Origin of the sequence: Lentibacillus jeotgali (assembly GCF_000224785.1) — a bacterium.
In the GTDB taxonomy this organism is placed as follows: domain Bacteria; phylum Bacillota; class Bacilli; order Bacillales; family Amphibacillaceae; genus Lentibacillus; species Lentibacillus jeotgali.
Genome location: NZ_AGAV01000014.1, coordinates 57,237 through 76,191, shown reverse-complemented (window position 1 = coordinate 76,191; position 18,955 = coordinate 57,237). Strand labels below are relative to the sequence as shown.

Annotated in this window: 17 protein-coding genes and 1 pseudogene; 15 read left to right on the top strand and 3 right to left on the bottom strand. The window is 44.0% G+C overall.

All coding sequences use genetic code 11. The features are described 5' to 3' along the window. Nucleotides 1-40 precede the first annotated feature (40 nt). The 4 genes and pseudogenes from tnpA to ON01_RS19220 form a co-directional block, all read left to right on the top strand. Nucleotides 41-367, top strand: coding sequence for an IS66 family insertion sequence element accessory protein TnpA (gene tnpA, locus ON01_RS10055; RefSeq protein WP_010530913.1), 327 nt, complete (start codon nucleotides 41-43; stop codon nucleotides 365-367). Continuing rightward, nucleotides 367-723, top strand: a complete 357-nt coding sequence (gene tnpB / locus ON01_RS20230; protein WP_010530912.1) for an IS66 family insertion sequence element accessory protein TnpB — start codon at nucleotides 367-369, stop codon at nucleotides 721-723. The genes tnpA and tnpB overlap by 1 nt, the downstream gene beginning before the upstream one ends. Before the next feature lie 144 nt (nucleotides 724-867). Next, nucleotides 868-2,379: an IS66 family transposase gene (gene tnpC, locus ON01_RS10045; protein ID WP_245545002.1), complete on the top strand. Its 1,512-nt coding sequence runs from the start codon at nucleotides 868-870 to the stop codon at nucleotides 2,377-2,379. A 524-nt stretch (nucleotides 2,380-2,903) separates the two neighbouring features. After that, nucleotides 2,904-2,999, top strand: a pseudogene (locus tag ON01_RS19220) (sporulation transcription factor Spo0A); the annotation flags it as partial. A 105-nt stretch (nucleotides 3,000-3,104) separates the two neighbouring features. Here the strand turns inward: ON01_RS19220 and ON01_RS10040 are convergent. Together ON01_RS10040 and ON01_RS10035 are read right to left on the bottom strand one after the other, a co-directional pair. Continuing rightward, nucleotides 3,105-4,451: an aspartate kinase gene (locus ON01_RS10040; protein ID WP_010530910.1), complete on the bottom strand. Its 1,347-nt coding sequence runs from the start codon at nucleotides 4,449-4,451 to the stop codon at nucleotides 3,105-3,107. 39 nt (nucleotides 4,452-4,490) lie between these two features. Further along, on the bottom strand, nucleotides 4,491-4,715 hold the full coding sequence (locus ON01_RS10035) for a DUF2627 domain-containing protein (RefSeq protein WP_010530909.1): 225 nt from the start codon (nucleotides 4,713-4,715) through the stop codon (nucleotides 4,491-4,493). Nucleotides 4,716-4,952: 237 nt separating this feature from the next. Here ON01_RS10035 and ON01_RS10030 point away from each other — a divergent pair, with 237 nt between their 5' ends. From ON01_RS10030 to ON01_RS09995, 8 genes are all read left to right on the top strand, one after another. Beyond that, a complete protein-coding gene (locus ON01_RS10030; RefSeq protein WP_010530908.1) occupies nucleotides 4,953-7,022 on the top strand; it encodes a sigma 54-interacting transcriptional regulator in 2,070 nt (689 codons plus the stop codon). A 141-nt stretch (nucleotides 7,023-7,163) separates the two neighbouring features. Beyond that, nucleotides 7,164-8,258 carry a Glu/Leu/Phe/Val family dehydrogenase gene (locus ON01_RS10025; RefSeq protein WP_010530907.1) on the top strand — a complete coding sequence of 365 codons (1,095 nt, stop codon included), beginning with the start codon at nucleotides 7,164-7,166 and terminating at the stop codon, nucleotides 8,256-8,258. Nucleotides 8,259-8,380: 122 nt separating this feature from the next. Then, nucleotides 8,381-9,805, top strand: coding sequence for a dihydrolipoyl dehydrogenase (lpdA, locus tag ON01_RS10020; protein WP_010530906.1), 1,425 nt, complete (start codon nucleotides 8,381-8,383; stop codon nucleotides 9,803-9,805). Nucleotides 9,806-9,894: 89 nt separating this feature from the next. Then, on the top strand, nucleotides 9,895-10,845 hold the full coding sequence (locus ON01_RS10015) for a thiamine pyrophosphate-dependent dehydrogenase E1 component subunit alpha (protein WP_083838388.1): 951 nt from the start codon (nucleotides 9,895-9,897) through the stop codon (nucleotides 10,843-10,845). 2 nt (nucleotides 10,846-10,847) lie between these two features. After that, on the top strand, nucleotides 10,848-11,831 hold the full coding sequence (locus tag ON01_RS10010) for an alpha-ketoacid dehydrogenase subunit beta (RefSeq protein WP_010530904.1): 984 nt from the start codon (nucleotides 10,848-10,850) through the stop codon (nucleotides 11,829-11,831). A 32-nt stretch (nucleotides 11,832-11,863) separates the two neighbouring features. After that, complete coding sequence (locus ON01_RS10005) at nucleotides 11,864-13,111, top strand: dihydrolipoamide acetyltransferase family protein (RefSeq protein WP_010530903.1); 1,248 nt, start codon at nucleotides 11,864-11,866, stop codon at nucleotides 13,109-13,111. 172 nt (nucleotides 13,112-13,283) lie between these two features. After that, nucleotides 13,284-13,715 (top strand): BrxA/BrxB family bacilliredoxin, encoded by a 432-nt coding sequence (locus tag ON01_RS10000; RefSeq protein WP_029329083.1) that lies wholly within the window; start codon nucleotides 13,284-13,286, stop codon nucleotides 13,713-13,715. A gap of 98 nt (nucleotides 13,716-13,813) precedes the next feature. Next, complete coding sequence (locus ON01_RS09995; RefSeq protein WP_010530901.1) at nucleotides 13,814-14,797, top strand: aromatic acid exporter family protein; 984 nt, start codon at nucleotides 13,814-13,816, stop codon at nucleotides 14,795-14,797. 22 nt (nucleotides 14,798-14,819) lie between these two features. Here the strand turns inward: ON01_RS09995 and prli42 are convergent, their stop codons facing one another. After that, complete coding sequence (prli42, locus tag ON01_RS19515) at nucleotides 14,820-14,957, bottom strand: stressosome-associated protein Prli42 (RefSeq protein ID WP_175284945.1); 138 nt, start codon at nucleotides 14,955-14,957, stop codon at nucleotides 14,820-14,822. Nucleotides 14,958-15,289: 332 nt separating this feature from the next. On the opposite strand from prli42, the gene mce reads away from it, so the two are divergent. The 3 genes from mce to ON01_RS09980 are packed head-to-tail and all read left to right on the top strand — an operon-like array spanning nucleotide 15,290 to nucleotide 18,810. Next, nucleotides 15,290-16,114, top strand: coding sequence for a methylmalonyl-CoA epimerase (gene mce, locus ON01_RS09990; RefSeq protein WP_010530900.1), 825 nt, complete (start codon nucleotides 15,290-15,292; stop codon nucleotides 16,112-16,114). Further along, nucleotides 16,114-17,661 carry an acyl-CoA carboxylase subunit beta gene (locus ON01_RS09985; protein ID WP_010530899.1) on the top strand — a complete coding sequence of 516 codons (1,548 nt, stop codon included), beginning with the start codon at nucleotides 16,114-16,116 and terminating at the stop codon, nucleotides 17,659-17,661. Before mce ends, ON01_RS09985 begins: the two co-directional genes overlap by 1 nt. A gap of 21 nt (nucleotides 17,662-17,682) precedes the next feature. Continuing rightward, nucleotides 17,683-18,810 (top strand): M20/M25/M40 family metallo-hydrolase, encoded by a 1,128-nt coding sequence (locus ON01_RS09980; protein ID WP_010530898.1) that lies wholly within the window; start codon nucleotides 17,683-17,685, stop codon nucleotides 18,808-18,810. The last annotated feature ends 145 nt before the right edge of the window (nucleotides 18,811-18,955 follow it).

The following is an 18,955-nucleotide window of genomic DNA, read 5'->3' as shown; positions in this document are numbered from 1 at the left end:
ATGCGATAATCTTCTTAGAATTTATTTGGGAGGTTATGTGATGACCCTGAAAGACAAACGAATAGAATGGAAGACGCGATATGACTCTTGGAAAGCCAGTGGCCAAAGTATAGCTGAATGGTGTCGTGACCAAGATATCAAGGTTCACCAAATGTATTATTGGGTTCGACGTTTCGAGAGAGATATGATTTCACCAGAACCGAAGACCTCAGAAACTCAATGGCTGGCCGCCCAAGTGGAGGATGACATGTTATCGTCCGAAGGACAGGACCCGATCTTCATTCACTTTGGTGCTATTTCAGTCGAAGTCCGGCCGGGAGCCAATGTTGGCTTACTATCCGATATCATTCATGTCCTGCGAAGCTAATGCTGACAAATGTAACATTCGATCGTGTGTACCTGGCTCGCGGCAGCACGGATCTTCGCAAATCCATTGACGGTCTGGCGATTATTGTACAAGAATGTTTTGACCTCGATCCCTTTTCCCCCTGCTTGTTTGTTTTCTGTAATCGGAAACGTGACAAGCTGAAGATCCTTCAGTGGGAACACAACGGATTTTGGTTGCATTACCGCAGGCTGGAAAGAGGGACCTTCCATTGGCCAACTGAAAATGATTCGGCACCCATGAATATCAGCCCGCGCCAACTTCGTTGGCTGCTGGATGGTTTGCCAATCGAACAGAAACAGGCACACCGTGAGGTGAAAGCGCGCACTATTCTATAAGACTATAAGAAACTGAAATATGAAAATACAGGAATTCGACTAGGCAAGTCGGGTTCTTTTTCGTATACTTATCTTATGGAAAAAACAGCGCATACATCAAACGAATCAATTGAATATTTTAAAGCGCAAAATGAAAAGCTTGAGATGGAAAACGAGGCGTTGGAGGCCAAGCTAAAATGGTACGAAGAACAATTTCGTCTAAGCCAACAACGCAGATTTGGTTCTTCCAGTGAGAAGACCGACTCAAACCAGCTCTCCCTTTTCAATGAAGCCGAAGAAACAGCTGATCCGACTACCCAAGAACCAACTGTCGAGACGATTACATATCAACGCAAGAAACAGTGTGGCCAGCGCGAACAAAAGCTTGAAAACCTGCCTACAGAAACGATGGAATATCGTCTGACTGATGAGGAACAGGTCTGTTCGTGTTGCGGTGAAGAACTACATGACATGAGCACGGAAGTGCGTAAAGAGTTAAAGGTCATTCCTGCACAAGTGAAAGTGGTGGAGCATGTACGCCATGTATATAGCTGTCGCCATTGTGAACGCCATGAGCTCGAAACACCAATTGTGACAGCGAAGATGCCAGAACCTGTCTTTCCGGGTAGCCTGGCCTCTCCATCCGCAATGGCCTACACCATGACTCAAAAATATGTCGAAGGCATGCCACTGTATCGGCAAGAGAAGCATTTGGAGCGTTTTGGTGTATTCATCCCACGCCAGACACTGGCCAATTGGATGATGTACGGTGCCAATACCTGGCTTGAGCTGATTTACAACGAAATGCATGCCCAATTATTGGAGCTGGACATCGCACACGCGGATGAGACAACATTACAAGTTTTATCCGAACCGGAACGGTCCGCAACGTCAAAATCCTACATGTGGCTGTATCGCTCCGGACAGGCTGATGTACCAATTGTTCTGTACGATTATCAGCAAACCCGGGCCGGTAAACACCCCCGCCGATTCCTGGAAGGCTTTCAGGGATACTTGCATGTAGACGGCTATCCCGCCTATAACGGACTGCCTGATGTAGCCCTGGTGGGCTGCTGGGCGCATGCACGCCGCAAATTTACAGAAGCACTGCAGGCGTTGCCTGACTCCGCATCATCCACTACAGGTGCGAAGACAAAAGAAGGGTTGGCCTTCTGTAATAAGGTGTTCGACATTGAACGTGAATTAAAGGACGCAAGTCCCCAAGAACGCTATGAAAAGCGTTTAGAGCGCAGCCAGCCAGTGTTGGAGGCTTTTTTGGCATGGCTTCAAGAACAGACACCTCGCGTGCTGCCAAAAAGTGCCCTTGGGCAGGCGATTAAATATTGTCGTAAACAATGGGAACAGTTAGAAGCATTTTTAGAGGACGGCCGTCTGGAAATTGATAATAACCGTGCAGAACGATCCATCAAGCCTTTTGTGCTGGGAAGGAAAAATTGGCTGTTCAGCAATACCGCAAAGGGAGCTAAATCCAGTGCGATTATCTACAGTCTCGTTGAGACAGCCAAAGAAAATGGGTTAAATCCATTCAATTATCTCAACTATTTATTTGAAGAACTTCCCAATATGGATACGACAGATAAGGAGCAATTGGCTCAGTTCCTACCATGGTCAGCAACACTCCCTCAAGAATGTCACGTTCCTAATAAATCTAAATAAAGCATACACGAAATCCCCATCTGAATACAGGTGGGGATTATTTGACGCTTACTTTATAACAATGGAAGTTATAAGCATGAAGAAATGAACTGGAAGATAACCAAGAATATATAGACTCTTTAAATCCTTTTGTACATCTTTAAAACCTAACAGGATTCTACTGGATGAAAAGGGTAACTATATAATCATTACTGGTAATGTTTATTTTGTTGCAGTGGATGGAAAAGGTAATGTTACAAGTTTAACCGATAAACAGACAGAAACCATTTTAAATTGGATTATAGATAACCAGTATATTAATATCTGTAATTTCAATTTTGAAGGTTGGAAAGAAAAAGCATGTTATTAAATAGTAGTTTGTTTCAGTAAAGACACAGTTTTTAAAAAAAGTAATTGACTTCCTTTACTGGTATTATTATACTGAAAATAGTTAATGATAGATAACCAATAAATCCATAATTACAAACCAATAAATAATTGATATTGTTTAACAAACAAAATTTTTAAAACCTTGATATATCAACGGTTATACAGTTAATATTTCAAAAGCTAAGCCGACCAATTCTGAATTCATCGCCATGGTCGCTGACCGTCTGCGGCTGGAGCATAAGGCGAGTTGAGGATCACAGGCAAACAACTGATTAGCTTGAGGCCTGTACAAGGACTGGGGCTTATTTGTACAAATCATAAAAAAACTGTATGCGGACATCCCGCATACAGTTTTTTCATCCAAAGAATTTTTGATAAAGTGATTTAACAGCCAAATCGAGTTTATCTTTCCTGATACCAAACATTACGGATACCTCTGACGACCCCTGGTTGATCATCTCGATGCTGATATTGGCTTCAGCGAATGCGGCTGCGGATTTTTCAGCAATACCAACCGCGCTCATCATACCTTCACCGACAACCATGATCATGGCGAAACCATAATCGATCGAAATGGTTTCAGGATTCAGTTCGCTTTTAATGCGATTAATAACGTTAATTTCCTTTTCAGCAGTTAACTGACTGTCCCGTATAATAACGGACATATTGTCAATACCGGAAGGAGCATGTTCAAAGGAAATTCCCTCATCTTCCAGAATTTGCAGCAATTTCCGTCCAAAACCGAGTTCGCGGTTCATGAGATACTTACTCACATATAAGTTGGAAAAACCTGTATCACTGGCAATCCCGACGACACATCTGGTATGCGGATTCTTGTCAGAAACAATCATTGTGCCGGGACTGGCCGGATTATTGGTGTTTTTGATGCATACAGGTATTTCTGCCTGAAATGCAGGCATAAGTGCTTCGTCATGAAATACACCGAATCCGGAATAGGATAATTCACGCATCTCTTTATATGTTAATGTCGTTATTTTTTCTGGGTTGCTAACGATTGCCGGATTGACGGCATATACCGAATCAACATCCGTAAAGTTCTCATATAAATCCGCCTGAACACCTGCAGCAACAATTGATCCGGTGATGTCTGATCCGCCTCTGGAAAACGTCATCAGCCCGCCATTTTTAGTAAATCCGAAGAAGCCGGGTATGACCAGAATCCCATCCCTTGCACGCATCTCATATATTTTAGTAAAACTTTCAGGCAGCACCTGTGCGTTTCCTGGTTCATTGCTGACAATAATTCCGGCGTCTTTCGGATTTACATAATGAGCGTTCAGACCTTTTGTTTTTAGATGCTCACTGACTATTTTCGCGCTGCTGTCTTCACCGATTGATTTCAATCCATCTGCTTTGATTTGATCAGGTGAATTGGTGTTTAACGTATTCTGGATTGACTGTTCAATGTCAGCGAGGATAGACTGTGGTAATTCAAGATCGTTAACAATTTCAGAAAATCTTGCCATAATTTCTGCGAATTTCTTTTCATGTGATTTGTTGTTAAGTACCAATTCGCTTAGCTCAATTAAAAGATCGGTTATTTTGACATCATCTTTAAACCGTTTTCCCGGCGCCGATACAACGACAAATTTTCGTTCAGAATCATCCGCGATGATTGAGCCGGCTTTTCTAATCTGTGCATCATTTGCTACAGAACTTCCCCCGAATTTTACAACTTTCATGCTACACCTCTCCATTAATGAAATATTAAGTCGTCCTCTTTACTTTATCTTGTCTTTCTGTTTCTTCCTGTCCCGATAAACAATAAAACCGGCGATAAATGCAAGACCGCCGAGAAATAACAGGAAACCTGCAATAAATTGGATACTTATATGAATAAAAACAGGGTAAAAATCATTGAACAGTGTATCTCGCATCAGTTTGATGCCAATAGCGGATATCAGTCCGGGTATAAGCAGCATAAGCACTGCAATAATGCGAATCATGAGTGTGGTTTTCCCCTTTATGTAAAACAGGCTCTTTTCAGTATAGCAAAATTGAACCAAAATATGAACACATCACCGAATATTTGTGTATCGGTAAACTTAACCGGGGACCGCCGTCCGGGTGTAAATTGAAATATATAAGTGCTTCAAATGAACAACTTTTGTTAAAAGACCTTGCTAAAAAATGCACATTAACGTATGCTTGAATTATGCAAATTATTGCAGAGGCGGGATGACATGAAACGTGTGCTGATTGTTGGGGCGGGAAATGGCGGCAGTGCCTTGCTGGAAATTTTACATAAAACAGAAAAAATGAATGTTGTTGGCATAGCAGATATCGACCCGAAAGCCAAAGGTTTAAAATTAGCCGAGGATTATGGTATCCCTGCCGGCACCAGTTATGATGATTGGACTGACGATATTGATATCATAATAGAAGCTACGGGTGAGGAAGATGTGCTGGGGGAATTGCTTGATAAGCGCGGTAAGAACACTGTCGTTATCCCCGGCAGTGTTGCATACATCATTGCCGAGTTGATGGATGAAAAAGAATCATTGTTGGAGCGATTGACGCTTGAGACGAATAATCAGGCACTTATTCTGAATAATATCCATGACGGTATGATTGTTGTGAACGAACAGGCGGCTGTACAGTTTGTAAATAAAAGTGCCGAGCGCATCGTAGGCCTAGCCAAAGAACAATTCAACGGCAAGGGTATTAAAGATGTTATTGCTGACACCAGACTGCCTCACGTGCTGCGGAGCCGGCGGAAAGAGGTCAACCAGCGACTTATCTTGGAAAACGGCAAAAAGGTTATAACAACCCGAATTCCGATTATTAATGCTGAGGAAAAGGTACTTGGTGCTTTTGCCGTGTTTAAAGACATTACCGAAATCATGAATCTTGCTGAAGAAATAACCGATCTCAAAGAAATTAAAACACTGCTTGAAGCAATCATCCACTCGTCTGATGAAGCCATATCTGTTGTTGATGAGAGCGGAAAAGGCCTGATGATTAATCCTGCATATACGCGTATCACCGGACTTAGCGAAGCAGATATTATAGGGAAACCTGCCAATGTGGATATATCAGAGGGCGAAAGCATGCATATGAAGGTACTAGAGACCCGCCGAGCCGTTCGCAGAGTCCATCTGAAAGTGGGTCCTGCAAAAAAAGATGTGCTGGTTAATGTGGCCCCTGTTATTGTAGACGGGAAAATAAAGGGGAGCGTTGGCGTTTTGCATGATGTTTCAGAGATTCTGTCATTAACAAACGAACTGAAGCGTGCACGTCAAATTATCCGTAACCTCGAAGCAAAATATTCGTTTGAGGATATTATTGGCTCTTCATCGGAAATGCAGATAGCGTTTGAACAGGCCAAAGTCGGGGCTAAAACGCCTGCAACAGTTCTTTTACGCGGTGATTCTGGTACAGGAAAAGAGTTATTTGCACATGCCATTCACAATGAAAGTGACCGTAAGCGTAATAAATTTATTCGCGTGAATTGTGCTGCCATTGCCGAAAGTTTACTGGAAAGCGAGCTGTTCGGGTATGAGGAAGGTGCCTTCACCGGTGCCAAGCGAGGCGGCAAAAAAGGGCTGTTTGAGGAAGCAAACAAAGGAAGTGTTTTTCTGGATGAAATTGGCGAATTGTCGCTTCACATGCAGGCAAAATTACTCCGGGTGCTTCAGGAGGGTGAAATCGTGCGGGTCGGCGGAACATCGCCAATAGCTATTGATGTCCGGGTAATTACAGCAACCAATATCAATCTGGAGAAAGCCATTATGAACAGAACCTTCCGGGAAGATTTATATTACCGGCTAAACCGGCTTCCGATTTATATACCCACATTGAAAGAACGTTTAGAGGACTTGCCTGAACTTATTGACTATCTCATTCAAAAAATCAACCAGGATTACGGAAGAGATGTTAAATCCATTGATGATCAGGCAATCGATTACCTAAAAGATTATCACTGGCCCGGAAACGTCCGTGAACTGGAAAATATCATTGGACGAGCTATGATTTATATCGGTATGAATGAAGATGTGATAACTAAGGAACATATACCGGATCTGATGCCGTTTGGAAATCCACACCAGCAGCCGGGAAAGAAAGCGGAAATAAACCAAACATTGCAAAACGCTATGGAAGCGTATGAAAAGGAGTATATTTCCGAGGTGCTGCAAGCGTTAAATTATAATAAAACACAAACTGCGAAACATCTAAATATATCGATCCGAAATCTTTACTACAAACTTAACAAATATAAAATAGAAAAAGATAGCATGCAAAATCATTCATGAACGCAATTTATTGCACAGATTGAAATGCTCTGATAAAGCGCTTACAATTCCAGTTTATTGGCACAGTTTTTGCATATAGAATGAGGGAGTCAGATGTCAACGTTAACTGAATTTAATGACTAGAATCAGGGGGTAGTAATAATGGAAATCTTTAACTATATGGAAGAATATGATTATGAGCAATTGTTGTTTTGCCAGGATAAAAACTCCGGGTTAAAAGCAATTATTGCCATCCATGACACGACACTCGGTCCTGCCCTTGGCGGGACCCGGATGTGGACTTATGATTCCGAGGCAGATGCAATAGAGGATGCTCTAAGGCTAGCAAAAGGCATGACTTATAAGAATGCTGCAGCGGGACTTAATCTTGGGGGCGGAAAAACGGTGATCATCGGCGATCCGAAGAAAGATAAAAATCCTGAAATGTTCCGTGCTTTCGGACGATATATTCAAAGTCTGAATGGAAGGTATATTACAGCAGAGGATGTTGGAACGACTGTGCATGATATGGATCTGATCAACATGGAAACAGATTTTGTCACAGGTACTTCTCCTGAATCAGGTTCTTCCGGTAATCCGTCCCCTGTGACCGGATATGGTATTTATAAGGGTATGAAGGCGGCTGCAATGGAAGCGTTCGGTGACGCTTCACTGAAAGGAAAGACGGTCGCAGTGCAAGGTGTCGGCAACGTGGCGTATGCTTTGTGTGAGCACTTGCACGAAGAAGGTGCTAATCTAATCGTCACCGACATCAGTGAAGAGGCTGTCAAACGTGCAGTGGATGCCTTCGGAGCCGAGGCAGTCGGTCCGGATGAGATTTATGGTGTCGATTGTGATGTATATGCACCATGCGCACTTGGAGCCACCATCAATGATGAAACAATTCCACAACTTAAGGCTAAAGTTGTTGCCGGTTCTGCAAACAACCAGCTTAAAACGACGGAACATGGGGATATGCTCTATGAAATGGGAATTGTTTATGCACCGGATTATGTCATTAATTCGGGCGGTGTCATTAATGTTTCGGACGAATTAGACGGTTACAATCAAACACGGGCAATGAAAAAGGTGGAAATGATATACGATCATTTGATCAAGGTGTTTGAAATCTCCAGACGGGATCAAATACCGACATACGCTGCCGCCGATCGTTTGGCAGAAGAACGGATCCGTTCACTGCAAGCCTCACGCAGCCAGTTTTTAAGAAATGGCCATCACATACTAAGCAGGCGATAAGGTGTGTGAAGCAAATACGGGGGTAAATTGTCCTGATATTCCTATTTACTCCCTGAGAAGGAACTGCAGGTAGAACCGGCCAAACATACCTTCCAATCTAATCGGAGAGGAGCATTCACTTAATGGCGAAAGAATATGATTTAGTCGTACTCGGAGGAGGGACAGGAGGATATGTCGCTGCAATACGTGCCTCACAGCTGGGCATGCAGGTTGCCGTTGTTGAAAAAGGCAGTCTTGGCGGCACCTGTCTGAACAGGGGCTGCATCCCATCCAAATCACTGCTCCGGAGTGCTGAGGTATTTAAACAAACAAAGGAAGCGAACCAATACGGCGTGGAAACATCTGATGTCACCTTAAATTTTGACAAAGTACAGGAACGTAAAAATCGTATCATTAAAACACTGCAGCAAGGTGTACAAGGATTAATGAAAAAGGGTAAAATTGATGTGTATGAAGGTTTTGGCCGAATTTTGGGTCCAAGTATTTTCTCGCCAATGCCCGGTACGATTTCAATCGAATATGCAAATGGTGACGAAAACACCATGCTCGTACCAAAAAATGTACTGATTGCTACCGGATCTAGGCCAAAATCACTGCCAGGTCTTGAACTGGATGGGAAACGAGTGATCAGTTCCGATGAGGCGCTAAACATGAGCAAACTGCCAGCCTCAATACTCATTGTCGGGGGCGGTGTTATCGGTATCGAGTGGGCGTCGATGCTTTCGGATTTCGGTGTTGATGTCACGGTGATCGAATATATGAGTCACATTTTACCGACAGAAGATGAGTCTATTGCCAAAGAAGTTGAAGGTCAGCTTAAGAAAAAAGGTGTTCAGTTTATAAAAAGTGCCAAAGTACTGCCTGAAACGCTTCAAAAGGAAAAAGGCGTACAGATAGAAGCTGAAGTCAGCAGCAGTAAAAATCGAATATTTTCGGCTGACAGAATGCTTGTTTCGGTTGGCCGCGAAGCAGTCACGTCAAATCTTGGATTGCAAAACACGGATATCATTGTAGACAACGGCTACATTCAGACGAATGATTTTTACCAGACGAAAGAATCACATATCTATGCCATCGGTGATGTAATCGGTGGTATGCAGCTCGCACATGTGGCATCCCACGAGGGTATTGCAGCTGTTGAACATATGGCAGATAAAAATCCATTACCGCTGAACTACGATACAATTCCGTCATGTATTTATTCCAACCCTGAAGCTGCCAGCGTTGGATTGACCGAAAAGCAGGCAATTGATCAAGGATTTGAGGTGAAGGTCGGCAAGTTTCCATTTAAAGCAATTGGGAAAGCCCTGGTTCACGGTGAATCAGACGGGTTTGTCAAAATAATTACCGACATACAGACTGATGACCTGCTGGGTGTTCATATGGTAGGACCGCATGTCACCGATATGATTTCGGAAGCGGGGCTGGCCAAGGTGCTTGATGCAACACCATGGGAGATTGCGCAAAGTGTTCATCCACACCCGACATTGTCTGAAATAATGGGTGAAGCAGCAATGGCTGTGGACGGAAATCAAATTCACGGATAAAAATCCTACTATTGTATTTAGGGGAGGGAAAGTAATTGGTAAGAAATCGCCACGAATCATTAGGATTAACGGACGAACAAGCTGTGGACATGTACAGGCACATGCTTTTGGCCCGCAAAATTGACGAACGGATGTGGCTTTTGAATCGTGCAGGGAAAATTCCTTTTGTCATTTCCTGTCAGGGACAAGAAGCCTCGCAAGTGGGCGCCTCTTTTGCGCTCGACCGAAATCTGGATTATGTTTCCCCTTATTACCGGGATATGGGGATTGTGCTTGCATTCGGGATGACAGCCAAAGAATTGATGCTTTCTGCGTTTGCAAAAGCGGAAGACCCCAATTCCGGCGGACGACAGATGCCAAGTCATTTTGGACAAAAGAAAAATCGGATTCTGAGCCAATCTTCACCAGTGACGACACAGCTTCCGCACGCCGTTGGTATTGCACTAGCCGCCAAGATGGAAAAGAAAGATTTTGCATCATTTGTCACATTGGGTGAAGGCTCATCCAACCAGGGTGATTTTCATGAAGGCCTAAACTTTGCCGGAGTTCATAAACTGCCGGTTATTACAATGGTCGAAAACAATAAATATGCGATCTCGGTACCGGTGGATAAACAAATTGCAAGCGTTAATGTGTCAGACCGCGGTCAAAGTTATGGAATGCCTGGTGTGACAGTCGATGGTAATGACCCGCTGGCAGTATATGAAGAGATTAAAAAAGCTCGGGAACGTGCCATGAACGGGGGAGGGCCGACACTTATTGAAGCAGTATCCTACAGGTTTACAGCCCATTCAAGTGACGATGATGACCGTCAATACCGCGAAAGCGCTGAAGTGGAGGAAGCAAAGAAAAAAGACTCGCTTATTTCGTTTGCTGCCTATTTAAAAGAAGCCGGAGTTATGACAGAAGACCAGGAGCAGGAAATTCGCAGTGAACTTGACTCGATCGTTAACGAGGCAACAGACTATGCGGAAAACGCCGCTTACCCTGAACCTGAGTCTGCGCTTAAATATGTTTATGAAGAGCAGGGGGGAAATTAGCCATGCCAGTCATGTCGTATATTCAGGCAGTCACAGCTGCGTTACAAGAAGAGATGCAGCGTGATGAAAAAGTATTTGTTTTAGGAGAGGATGTCGGTAAAAAAGGCGGTGTGTTCGGAGCTACCAAAGGACTGTATGATGAATTCGGCGAATACCGTGTTCTGGATACACCACTTGCGGAATCTGCTATTGCAGGCGTTGGTATTGGTGCAGCGATGTACGGAATGCGTCCGGTTGCAGAAATGCAGTTTGCGGATTTTATCATGCCTGCCGTTAACCAAATCATTTCCGAAGCCGCCAAAATGCGCTACCGATCCAATAACGACTGGAGCGTGCCTATGACAATAAGGGCGCCTTATGGCGGCGGTGTGCATGGTGCATTATATCATTCGCAGTCTGTTGAAGCAGTGTTTGCCAACCAGCCGGGTTTAAAGATTGTGATGCCATCAACACCGTACGATGTGAAAGGGCTTTTGAAGGCATCCATCCGTGATAATGATCCGGTACTATTCTTCGAGCATAAACGAGCATACCGTTTGCTGAAAAGTGATGTTCCGGAAGATGATTATGTCCTGCCAATTGGAAAGGCCGATATTAAACGGGAAGGTTCCGACGTTACGGTCATCACTTATGGCCTGGCCGTCCATTTTGCGCTTCAGGCTGCCGAGAAACTTGAAGAAGAAGGTATAGACACGCATATTTTGGATTTGCGTACTGTGTACCCGCTGGATCAGGAATCGATTATTGAAGCAGCGCAGAAGACCGGAAAAGTTCTCCTGATTACCGAGGATAATAAAGAAGGCAGCATTATAGGGGAAGTGTCTGCCATTATTGGGGAAAACTGTCTATTTGACCTTGATTCTCCGATCCAGCGCCTCGCTGGTCCAGATATACCGGCAATGCCATTTTCACCAGCCATGGAAAAGTACTTTATGATGAATCCGGACAAAGTAGAAAAAGCCATACGGAAACTTGCGGAATTTTAATGTCAAACAGGCAGACAAAAGGAGGGTAAAGAATGGCAACCGAAAAAATCAACATGCCGCAGCTGGGAGAAAGTGTCACGGAAGGCACAATCAGTTCCTGGCTGGTTGGTGCAGGAGATAAAGTCAATAAATATGATCCGATTGCAGAAGTCATGACCGATAAAGTCAATGCTGAAGTCCCGTCATCATTTTCAGGGGTCATTAAGGAGCTGGTGGCACAGGAAGGCGACACCATTCAAGTTGGGGACCTCATGTGCTATATCGAGAAAGAAGGAACCTCATCTCATGATGAATCCGAACCAGAAGAACAAGCCAAAGAAAAACAGGATGCATCATCGCCGAAAGAAGAGGGGCCTTCCTCCTCTATGAAAAAACGTTACTCGCCGGCTGTCATGAGGCTCGCGCAAGAAAATGACATTGACTTGGCGCACGTCATCGGTTCAGGCCGCGGCGGACGAATTACACGGAAAGATATCGAAAAATTGATTGCTTCAGGTGATAAACCCGCACCAGCTGCAGAGAAAAATGATTCAGTTGCTGCACAACCAGGCTTGCAGCAGCATGATCAACAAGCACAGGCAGGTGATGTCGAAATTCCAGTTACAGGCGTCAGGAAGGCAATCGCACAAAATATGGTTAAATCAGCCCAGGAGATACCGCACGCATGGATGGCGGTTGAAGCCGATGTGACAGATTTGGTCAGTTACCGTAATAAGGTAAAAGATGAATTCAAGCAAAATGAAGGGTACAATTTGACTTTCTTTGCCTTTTTTGTAAAAGCAACAGCCCAGGCACTGAAAGAATTCCCGCAGTTGAACAGTACATGGGCAGGGGACAGAATTATCCAGCATAAAGATATTAATCTATCCATCGCTGTCGCAAAAGACAATGAACTGTTTGTCCCGGTTATTAAAAACGCTGATGACAAAAGCATCAAAGGTATTGCCGGAGATATCAATGATCTGGCAATGCGTGCGCGTTCCGGCAAATTGACGTCTGAAGATATGCAGGGTGGGACATTTACCGTTAACAACACCGGGTCATTTGGTTCTGTCCAGTCCATGGGCGTTATCAATCATCCGCAGGCCGCGATATTACAAGTGGAATCGATTGTAAAACGGCCTGTTATCATAAATGATATGTTTGCAGCCCGTGATATGGTGAACTTATGTTTGTCACTTGATCACCGGGTACTGGACGGACTGATTGTGGGACAATTTTTAGCTCGCGTAAAAGAAATTGTTGAAAACACTAATGCTGACACAACCAATCTATATTAAAAGGAACAATCACACGACTCCGGAATCCTAGCTATTCAATTTTTAGCAGATATTGAAAGAGGTCGGTTAAATCGTGTCGTTTCAAAAGGTTTCTAAATTGAAAACTGCTGATAAAATTGATAAGCTAATCATAGCAATACCAATCATTAAGTTAAAGGGGATGGATTCACATATGGATTTCAACTTATTCATGGAGGACGTCGTAAACGCTGCCCGGGAAGATGTACGGGATGCAGGTTACGAAGAGTTAACCACACCTGAATCTGTTGACGATGCGATGAAACGCGATGGTTCAACATTGGTTATGGTTAACTCAACATGCGGCTGTGCCGGTGGTGTCGCCCGCCCTGCAGCAGCTAATGCCATCCATTACGATAAACGACCTGATCATCTGGTAACAGTGTTTGCCGGACAAGACCGCGGGGCAACCGAAAAGGCCAGAGAATACTTTGAAGGCTATCCGCCGTCATCACCATCTTTTGCATTCATGAAAGACGGAAAAATTGTTACAATGCTTGAACGCTCTGACATTGAAGGGTACAGTGCAGTAGATGTAGTAGGCAAGCTGCAAAAAGTGTTCGACGACCATTGTGAAGAAGTCTGAACATAATAAATCCTATAGTATGGGGCTGTCTCAACATTAAACGGGTCAGCTCCATTTTGTTAATTACTGGTTGAATCGTAGCTTAAGGAGAAATAATCGTGAAAATTGGCTCGCGTACGATTAAGACAGCAATCGGGACCCCAATCTCGATTTCTATCGCACAAGTTCTGGGTCTGACTAATTTTGTTTCTGCCGGGATTTTGACAATCCTGTGTATTCAGCCATCACGAAAGCGGTCTGTCCTGAGTGCATGGCATCGCTTTCTGGCCTGTGTTGTAGCTGCTTTGTTTTCAGTCACTTTTTTTGAGTTAATCGGGTATCATCCATTAGTAATTGGCATTATGCTTGCTTTTTTCATTCCTGTGACCGTTTGGCTGAAGGTGACCCCCGGAATCGCAACCAGTTCGGTAATCATTTTGAATTTATACAGTGCTGGATATCTCTCGTTTTCTTTCTTAACGGAACAGTTCTTTATCATAATTATCGGCATCGGGACGGCATTGCTTGTTAATTTATATATGCCGAGTCTTGAAACCCAACTAAAACAGAAACAGGATGAACTGGAACACTATTTCCAAATCATACTAAATGAAATCGCTTTATACATACGTGATAAAAACGAAAATTGGGACGGCAAAGAACTGCAAATCTGTGAGGATGTATTACAGGATGCAATGGATCTGGTATTATTGGATAAAGAAAACCATTTACTGCGGAACAAGCACCCTTATCGCGATTATTTTCATATGCGGAACAAACAGCTGGAGCTTCTGGAAAGAATGCTTCCGCTGGTAAGCAGGCTGCCGAACAGGGACTCCATTTCAATAAAGATTGCCAGCTTCTTTGAAAAATTGGGTGATAATGTTCATCCGGGCAATACGGCCAGTCTTTATTTGGACGAATTGGATGAACTTAGGAAAACATTTGACAGGGAGGAATTACCGAAGACACAAGAAGAATTTGAAACAAGAGCCAACTTATTCCGTCTACTGCATGAGATTGAAGATTACCTGCTGCTGAAGAAAAAATTTAAAAAAAGTGATGTTCCTGAAAAGCGGACAAAAAAAGACCGGAATAAATGATTTCCAGCCTTGTTTTACCCACTTATATAAACATTGACAGACCCATTGTCAGTGTTGAAAGTATCATTGCCAGTATCATAATATATATAACAACTTTTACTCGGCGTTCACGTTTAGACTTTTTTCTTGGTGCTTGCGCTTTCGTTAGCTTTTTGGCCAATTCGATTCCTCCTTAAATCCTTTTCCTGACTTGTATTTTACCGTTAATTAGGGGTTTGGACAAGTACCATTATTAGATGAATTTATCCGGGATTGAAAAAACAGGGGGGGTCAGTTTATGAGTGATGATAAATTTCAAACGAATAAAGAAAACTGGGAGTCATCCGTTGAGAAGACATTGAATACCGCATATTTTGCATGCTGTAAAAGTTTACGCAACCGTTGGCGAAATATGCAATGTGTTTCGGGATGAGTTTGGTGAATATACGGGTATGTAACATGTTGGGTTCGGCAGACTCTTTGTAAAAAAATGGGGGGGGGGGGGGAGACAAGATGGGGAAAATACGTGTCTTAATAGCAAAACCCGGACTCGATGGTCATGATCGGGGTGCTTTAGTGATCGCCCAGGCCTTGCGTGATCACGGAATGGAAGTGATTTATACCGGATTGCGGCAATCACCGGTACAAATCGTACAGGCCGCCATCCAGGAAGATGTTGATGTTATCGGGCTGTCCTCGCTTTCCGGTGCACACAAAACGCTATTTCCAAAAATCATGAAAGTTTTAAGAGAGCGTAACGCAACTGATATTCCTGTGGTCGGAGGCGGTGTTATCCCTGCTGAGGATATACCTTTTTTACTTGAGCAGGGTGTTCAAAAAATATTTACAAGCGGCTCATCTACTGAAGCGCTTGCTACCTATATCAAGCAATTGGTCCATCCGGAAGAAGAGAAGCTCGAACCGCCGGAAAAAATTGCACATATCGGTATTGCAGTCCGGCAGATTGACCAAGTTTTATCATTTTATACGGACACCCTTGGACTGGAATTGGAGGGAGTTGAGACAGTTGAAACGGAAGGGGTTCAAACGGCCTTTCTAAGAATAGGCGAATCCCGTATTGAGTTACTTGAGCCGTTAAATGAGGACTCCCCGATTCAGCGTTTTTTGGATAAAAAAGGGGAAGGGGTCCATCATATTGCACTCGAGGCAGATCAGCTGGATGAACGGCTACATCGAATGCAATCTGAAGGCACCCTACTGATCAATGAAGAACCGAAACAAGGCGCACATGACAGCCGGGTTGCTTTTCTGCATCCCAAGGCTGCAAATGGCGTTCTGTTTGAATTGTGTCAGCCTTCTAAAGGAAGTGAACAGTAGTGGACATTTTTGACAAAATTAATGAATTGTATGATAAACGCAGGCAAGTCGAGCTTGGCGGCGGTGATGAACGTATTGACAAACAGCATGACAAAGGAAAATTGACGGCACGCGAGCGGATTGACTACCTGCTTGATCAGGGTTCGTTTGTTGAACTGAACCCGTTTACCGAACACCGCGAGACGGATTTTGGCATGAACAACTTACATGCCAATGGAGAAGGTGTCGTCACAGGCTACGGCAAAATAAACGGGCGTGCTATCTATTTATTTGCCCAGGACTTTACCGTATACGGCGGTGCGCTTGGTGAAATGCACGGCAAGAAAATTGCAGCTGCAATGGACCTTGCTGCCAAGACCGGTACACCGTTTATCGGATTGAACGATTCAGGCGGTGCCCGGATTCAGGAAGGCGTTTCGTCTCTGGATGGCTATGGTCATGTTTTTTACCGGAATTCGATTTATTCAGGTGTTATTCCGCAGATTTCGGTAATTATGGGGCCAAGTGCAGGCGGGGCAGTTTATTCGCCCGCCATCACAGACTTTGTCATCATGGTCGAAAAAACATCACAAATGTTTATTACCGGGCCAAAAATGATTCAAACGGTAACAGGCGAACAAATTTCTTCTGAGGAACTTGGCGGTGCCGATGTGCATAATGCCAAAAGCGGGAATGCCCATATTAAAGCAGCAAGTGAAGAAGAAGCACTCGATGCTGTAAAGGATCTTGTTGCCTATCTGCCGGCCAGCGCTCAGGAAAAACCGCCATTACAACAATGTGAGTTGAACGATGAAACCCGGCCTGAATTAACGGATATTGTCCCGTTCAATGCGACGCGTCCATATGATGTAAAGTCAGTCATCAACCAAGTGGTGGACCCGGGCAGTTTTTACGAAATACATAAAGATTTTGCCAAAAATGTGGTTGTCGGCTTTGCGCGCATCAATGGACAGACGGCAGGATTTGTCTGCAATCAGCCGAAATACCTTGCCGGCGGACTTGATATTGATTCTAGTGATAAAGCATCCCGGTTTATCCGGTTCTGCGATTCGTTTAATATCCCGCTGATTACCTTTGAAGATGTGACCGGCTTTTTCCCGGGCGTGAAACAGGAACACGGCGGGATCATTCGTCATGGGGCCAAAATCCTCTACGCATACTCCGAGGCAACGGTCCCGAAAATAACAGTCATCACCCGTAAAGCATATGGCGGAGCATACGTTGCTCTCAATAGTAAATCGATTGGCGCTGATCTCGTTTACGCCTGGCCGAACGCCGAAATAGCTGTCATGGGACCCGATGGTGCTGCCAATATCATTTTTGCAAAAGAAATTGCTGAAAGTGACGATCCTGAAGCAACCCGACAGGAAAAAATCAATACCTATCGTGAGAAATTTGCCAATCCATATGTGGCGGCAGGTCTTGGTATGATTGATGATGTCATCGATCCGCGCGAAACACGCACGAAATTGATTCAGGCACTGGAAATGCTTTATCACAAAGAAGAGGAAAGACCTAAGAAAAAACATGGCAATATACCTTTATAGGAAACTCAGGAGGCATCAATTATGATTTCTATCAACCAGGAAAGACTCATCGACGAATTTTTTGAACTGGTTCAAATCGACTCTGAAACCGGCTATGAAACAGAAATAGCTAATGTGCTGACTCGAAAGTTTAAAGATTTGGGGCTGGATGTCGTTGAAGATGACAGCAAGGATAAAACGGGGCACGGTGCTGGTAACTTAATTTGTACACTAAAGGGCAATAAAGAAGGTGTTGATCCGATTTATTTCACCTCACATATGGATACAGTAGTCCCCGGAAAAGGCATTAAACCATCCATCAAAGATGGCTATATTGTCTCAGATGGCACGACAATTTTGGGTGCGGATGACAAGGCAGGGCTTGCTGCTATTTTGGAGAGCATTCGCTCTTTAAAAGAACAGGGCCGAGAGCATGGCGATATCCAATTTGTCATTACTGCCGGAGAAGAATCCGGACTTGTTGGGGCCAAGTCACTTGATGAATCGCTTTTAAATGCAAAGTACGGGTTCGCCATTGACAGTAATGGCGCTGTTGGCGACATCATTGTTGCGGCGCCGACGCAAGCAAAGTTGTATGCTATCATGAAGGGTAAGACCGCCCATGCAGGTCTTGCACCGGAAAAAGGTGTTTCAGCAATCACGCTTGCCGCTAAAGCCATTGCTAAAATGCCGCTCGGCCGGATAGACGAGGAAACGACGGCCAATATCGGCCGGTTTGAAGGCGGCAAACAGACAAATATCGTTCCCGATCATGTCGATATCGTTGCTGAAGCACGTTCTCTCGAGCCTGAAAAGATGGAGAAACAGGTCAATGAAATGAAGGAGGCATTTGAAAGTGCTGCTGCTGAATATGGCGGCAATGCTGAGGTAGATGTTCAAATCATGTATCCGGGATTCAGTCTCGATGCTGATGACAAAGTCGTTGCAGTTGCCCGGAATGCTGCCAAATCAATTGGTCTGGAGAGTGATCTGCAAAAAAGCGGTGGCGGGAGTGACGCCAATGTCATTTCCGGACTTGGAATACCGACTGTCAATCTGGCTGTCGGTTATGAAGAAATTCATACGACAAATGAACGGATTCCGGTTGATGATCTGGTAAAAGTAACACAGCTTGTCGCCGCTATTATACAGGAAACAGCAGGCAGATAAGAATAATGATGTGATGACGATAACGTGTCTGGGAAAAAGTGACCCAGGCACGTTCACTATTAAAAACATTTAAAATAAAAATACTTCCTGAAATTGATCTGATGAATGTTAAAATGACAGATATACATAGGTGTTGATAGATGGG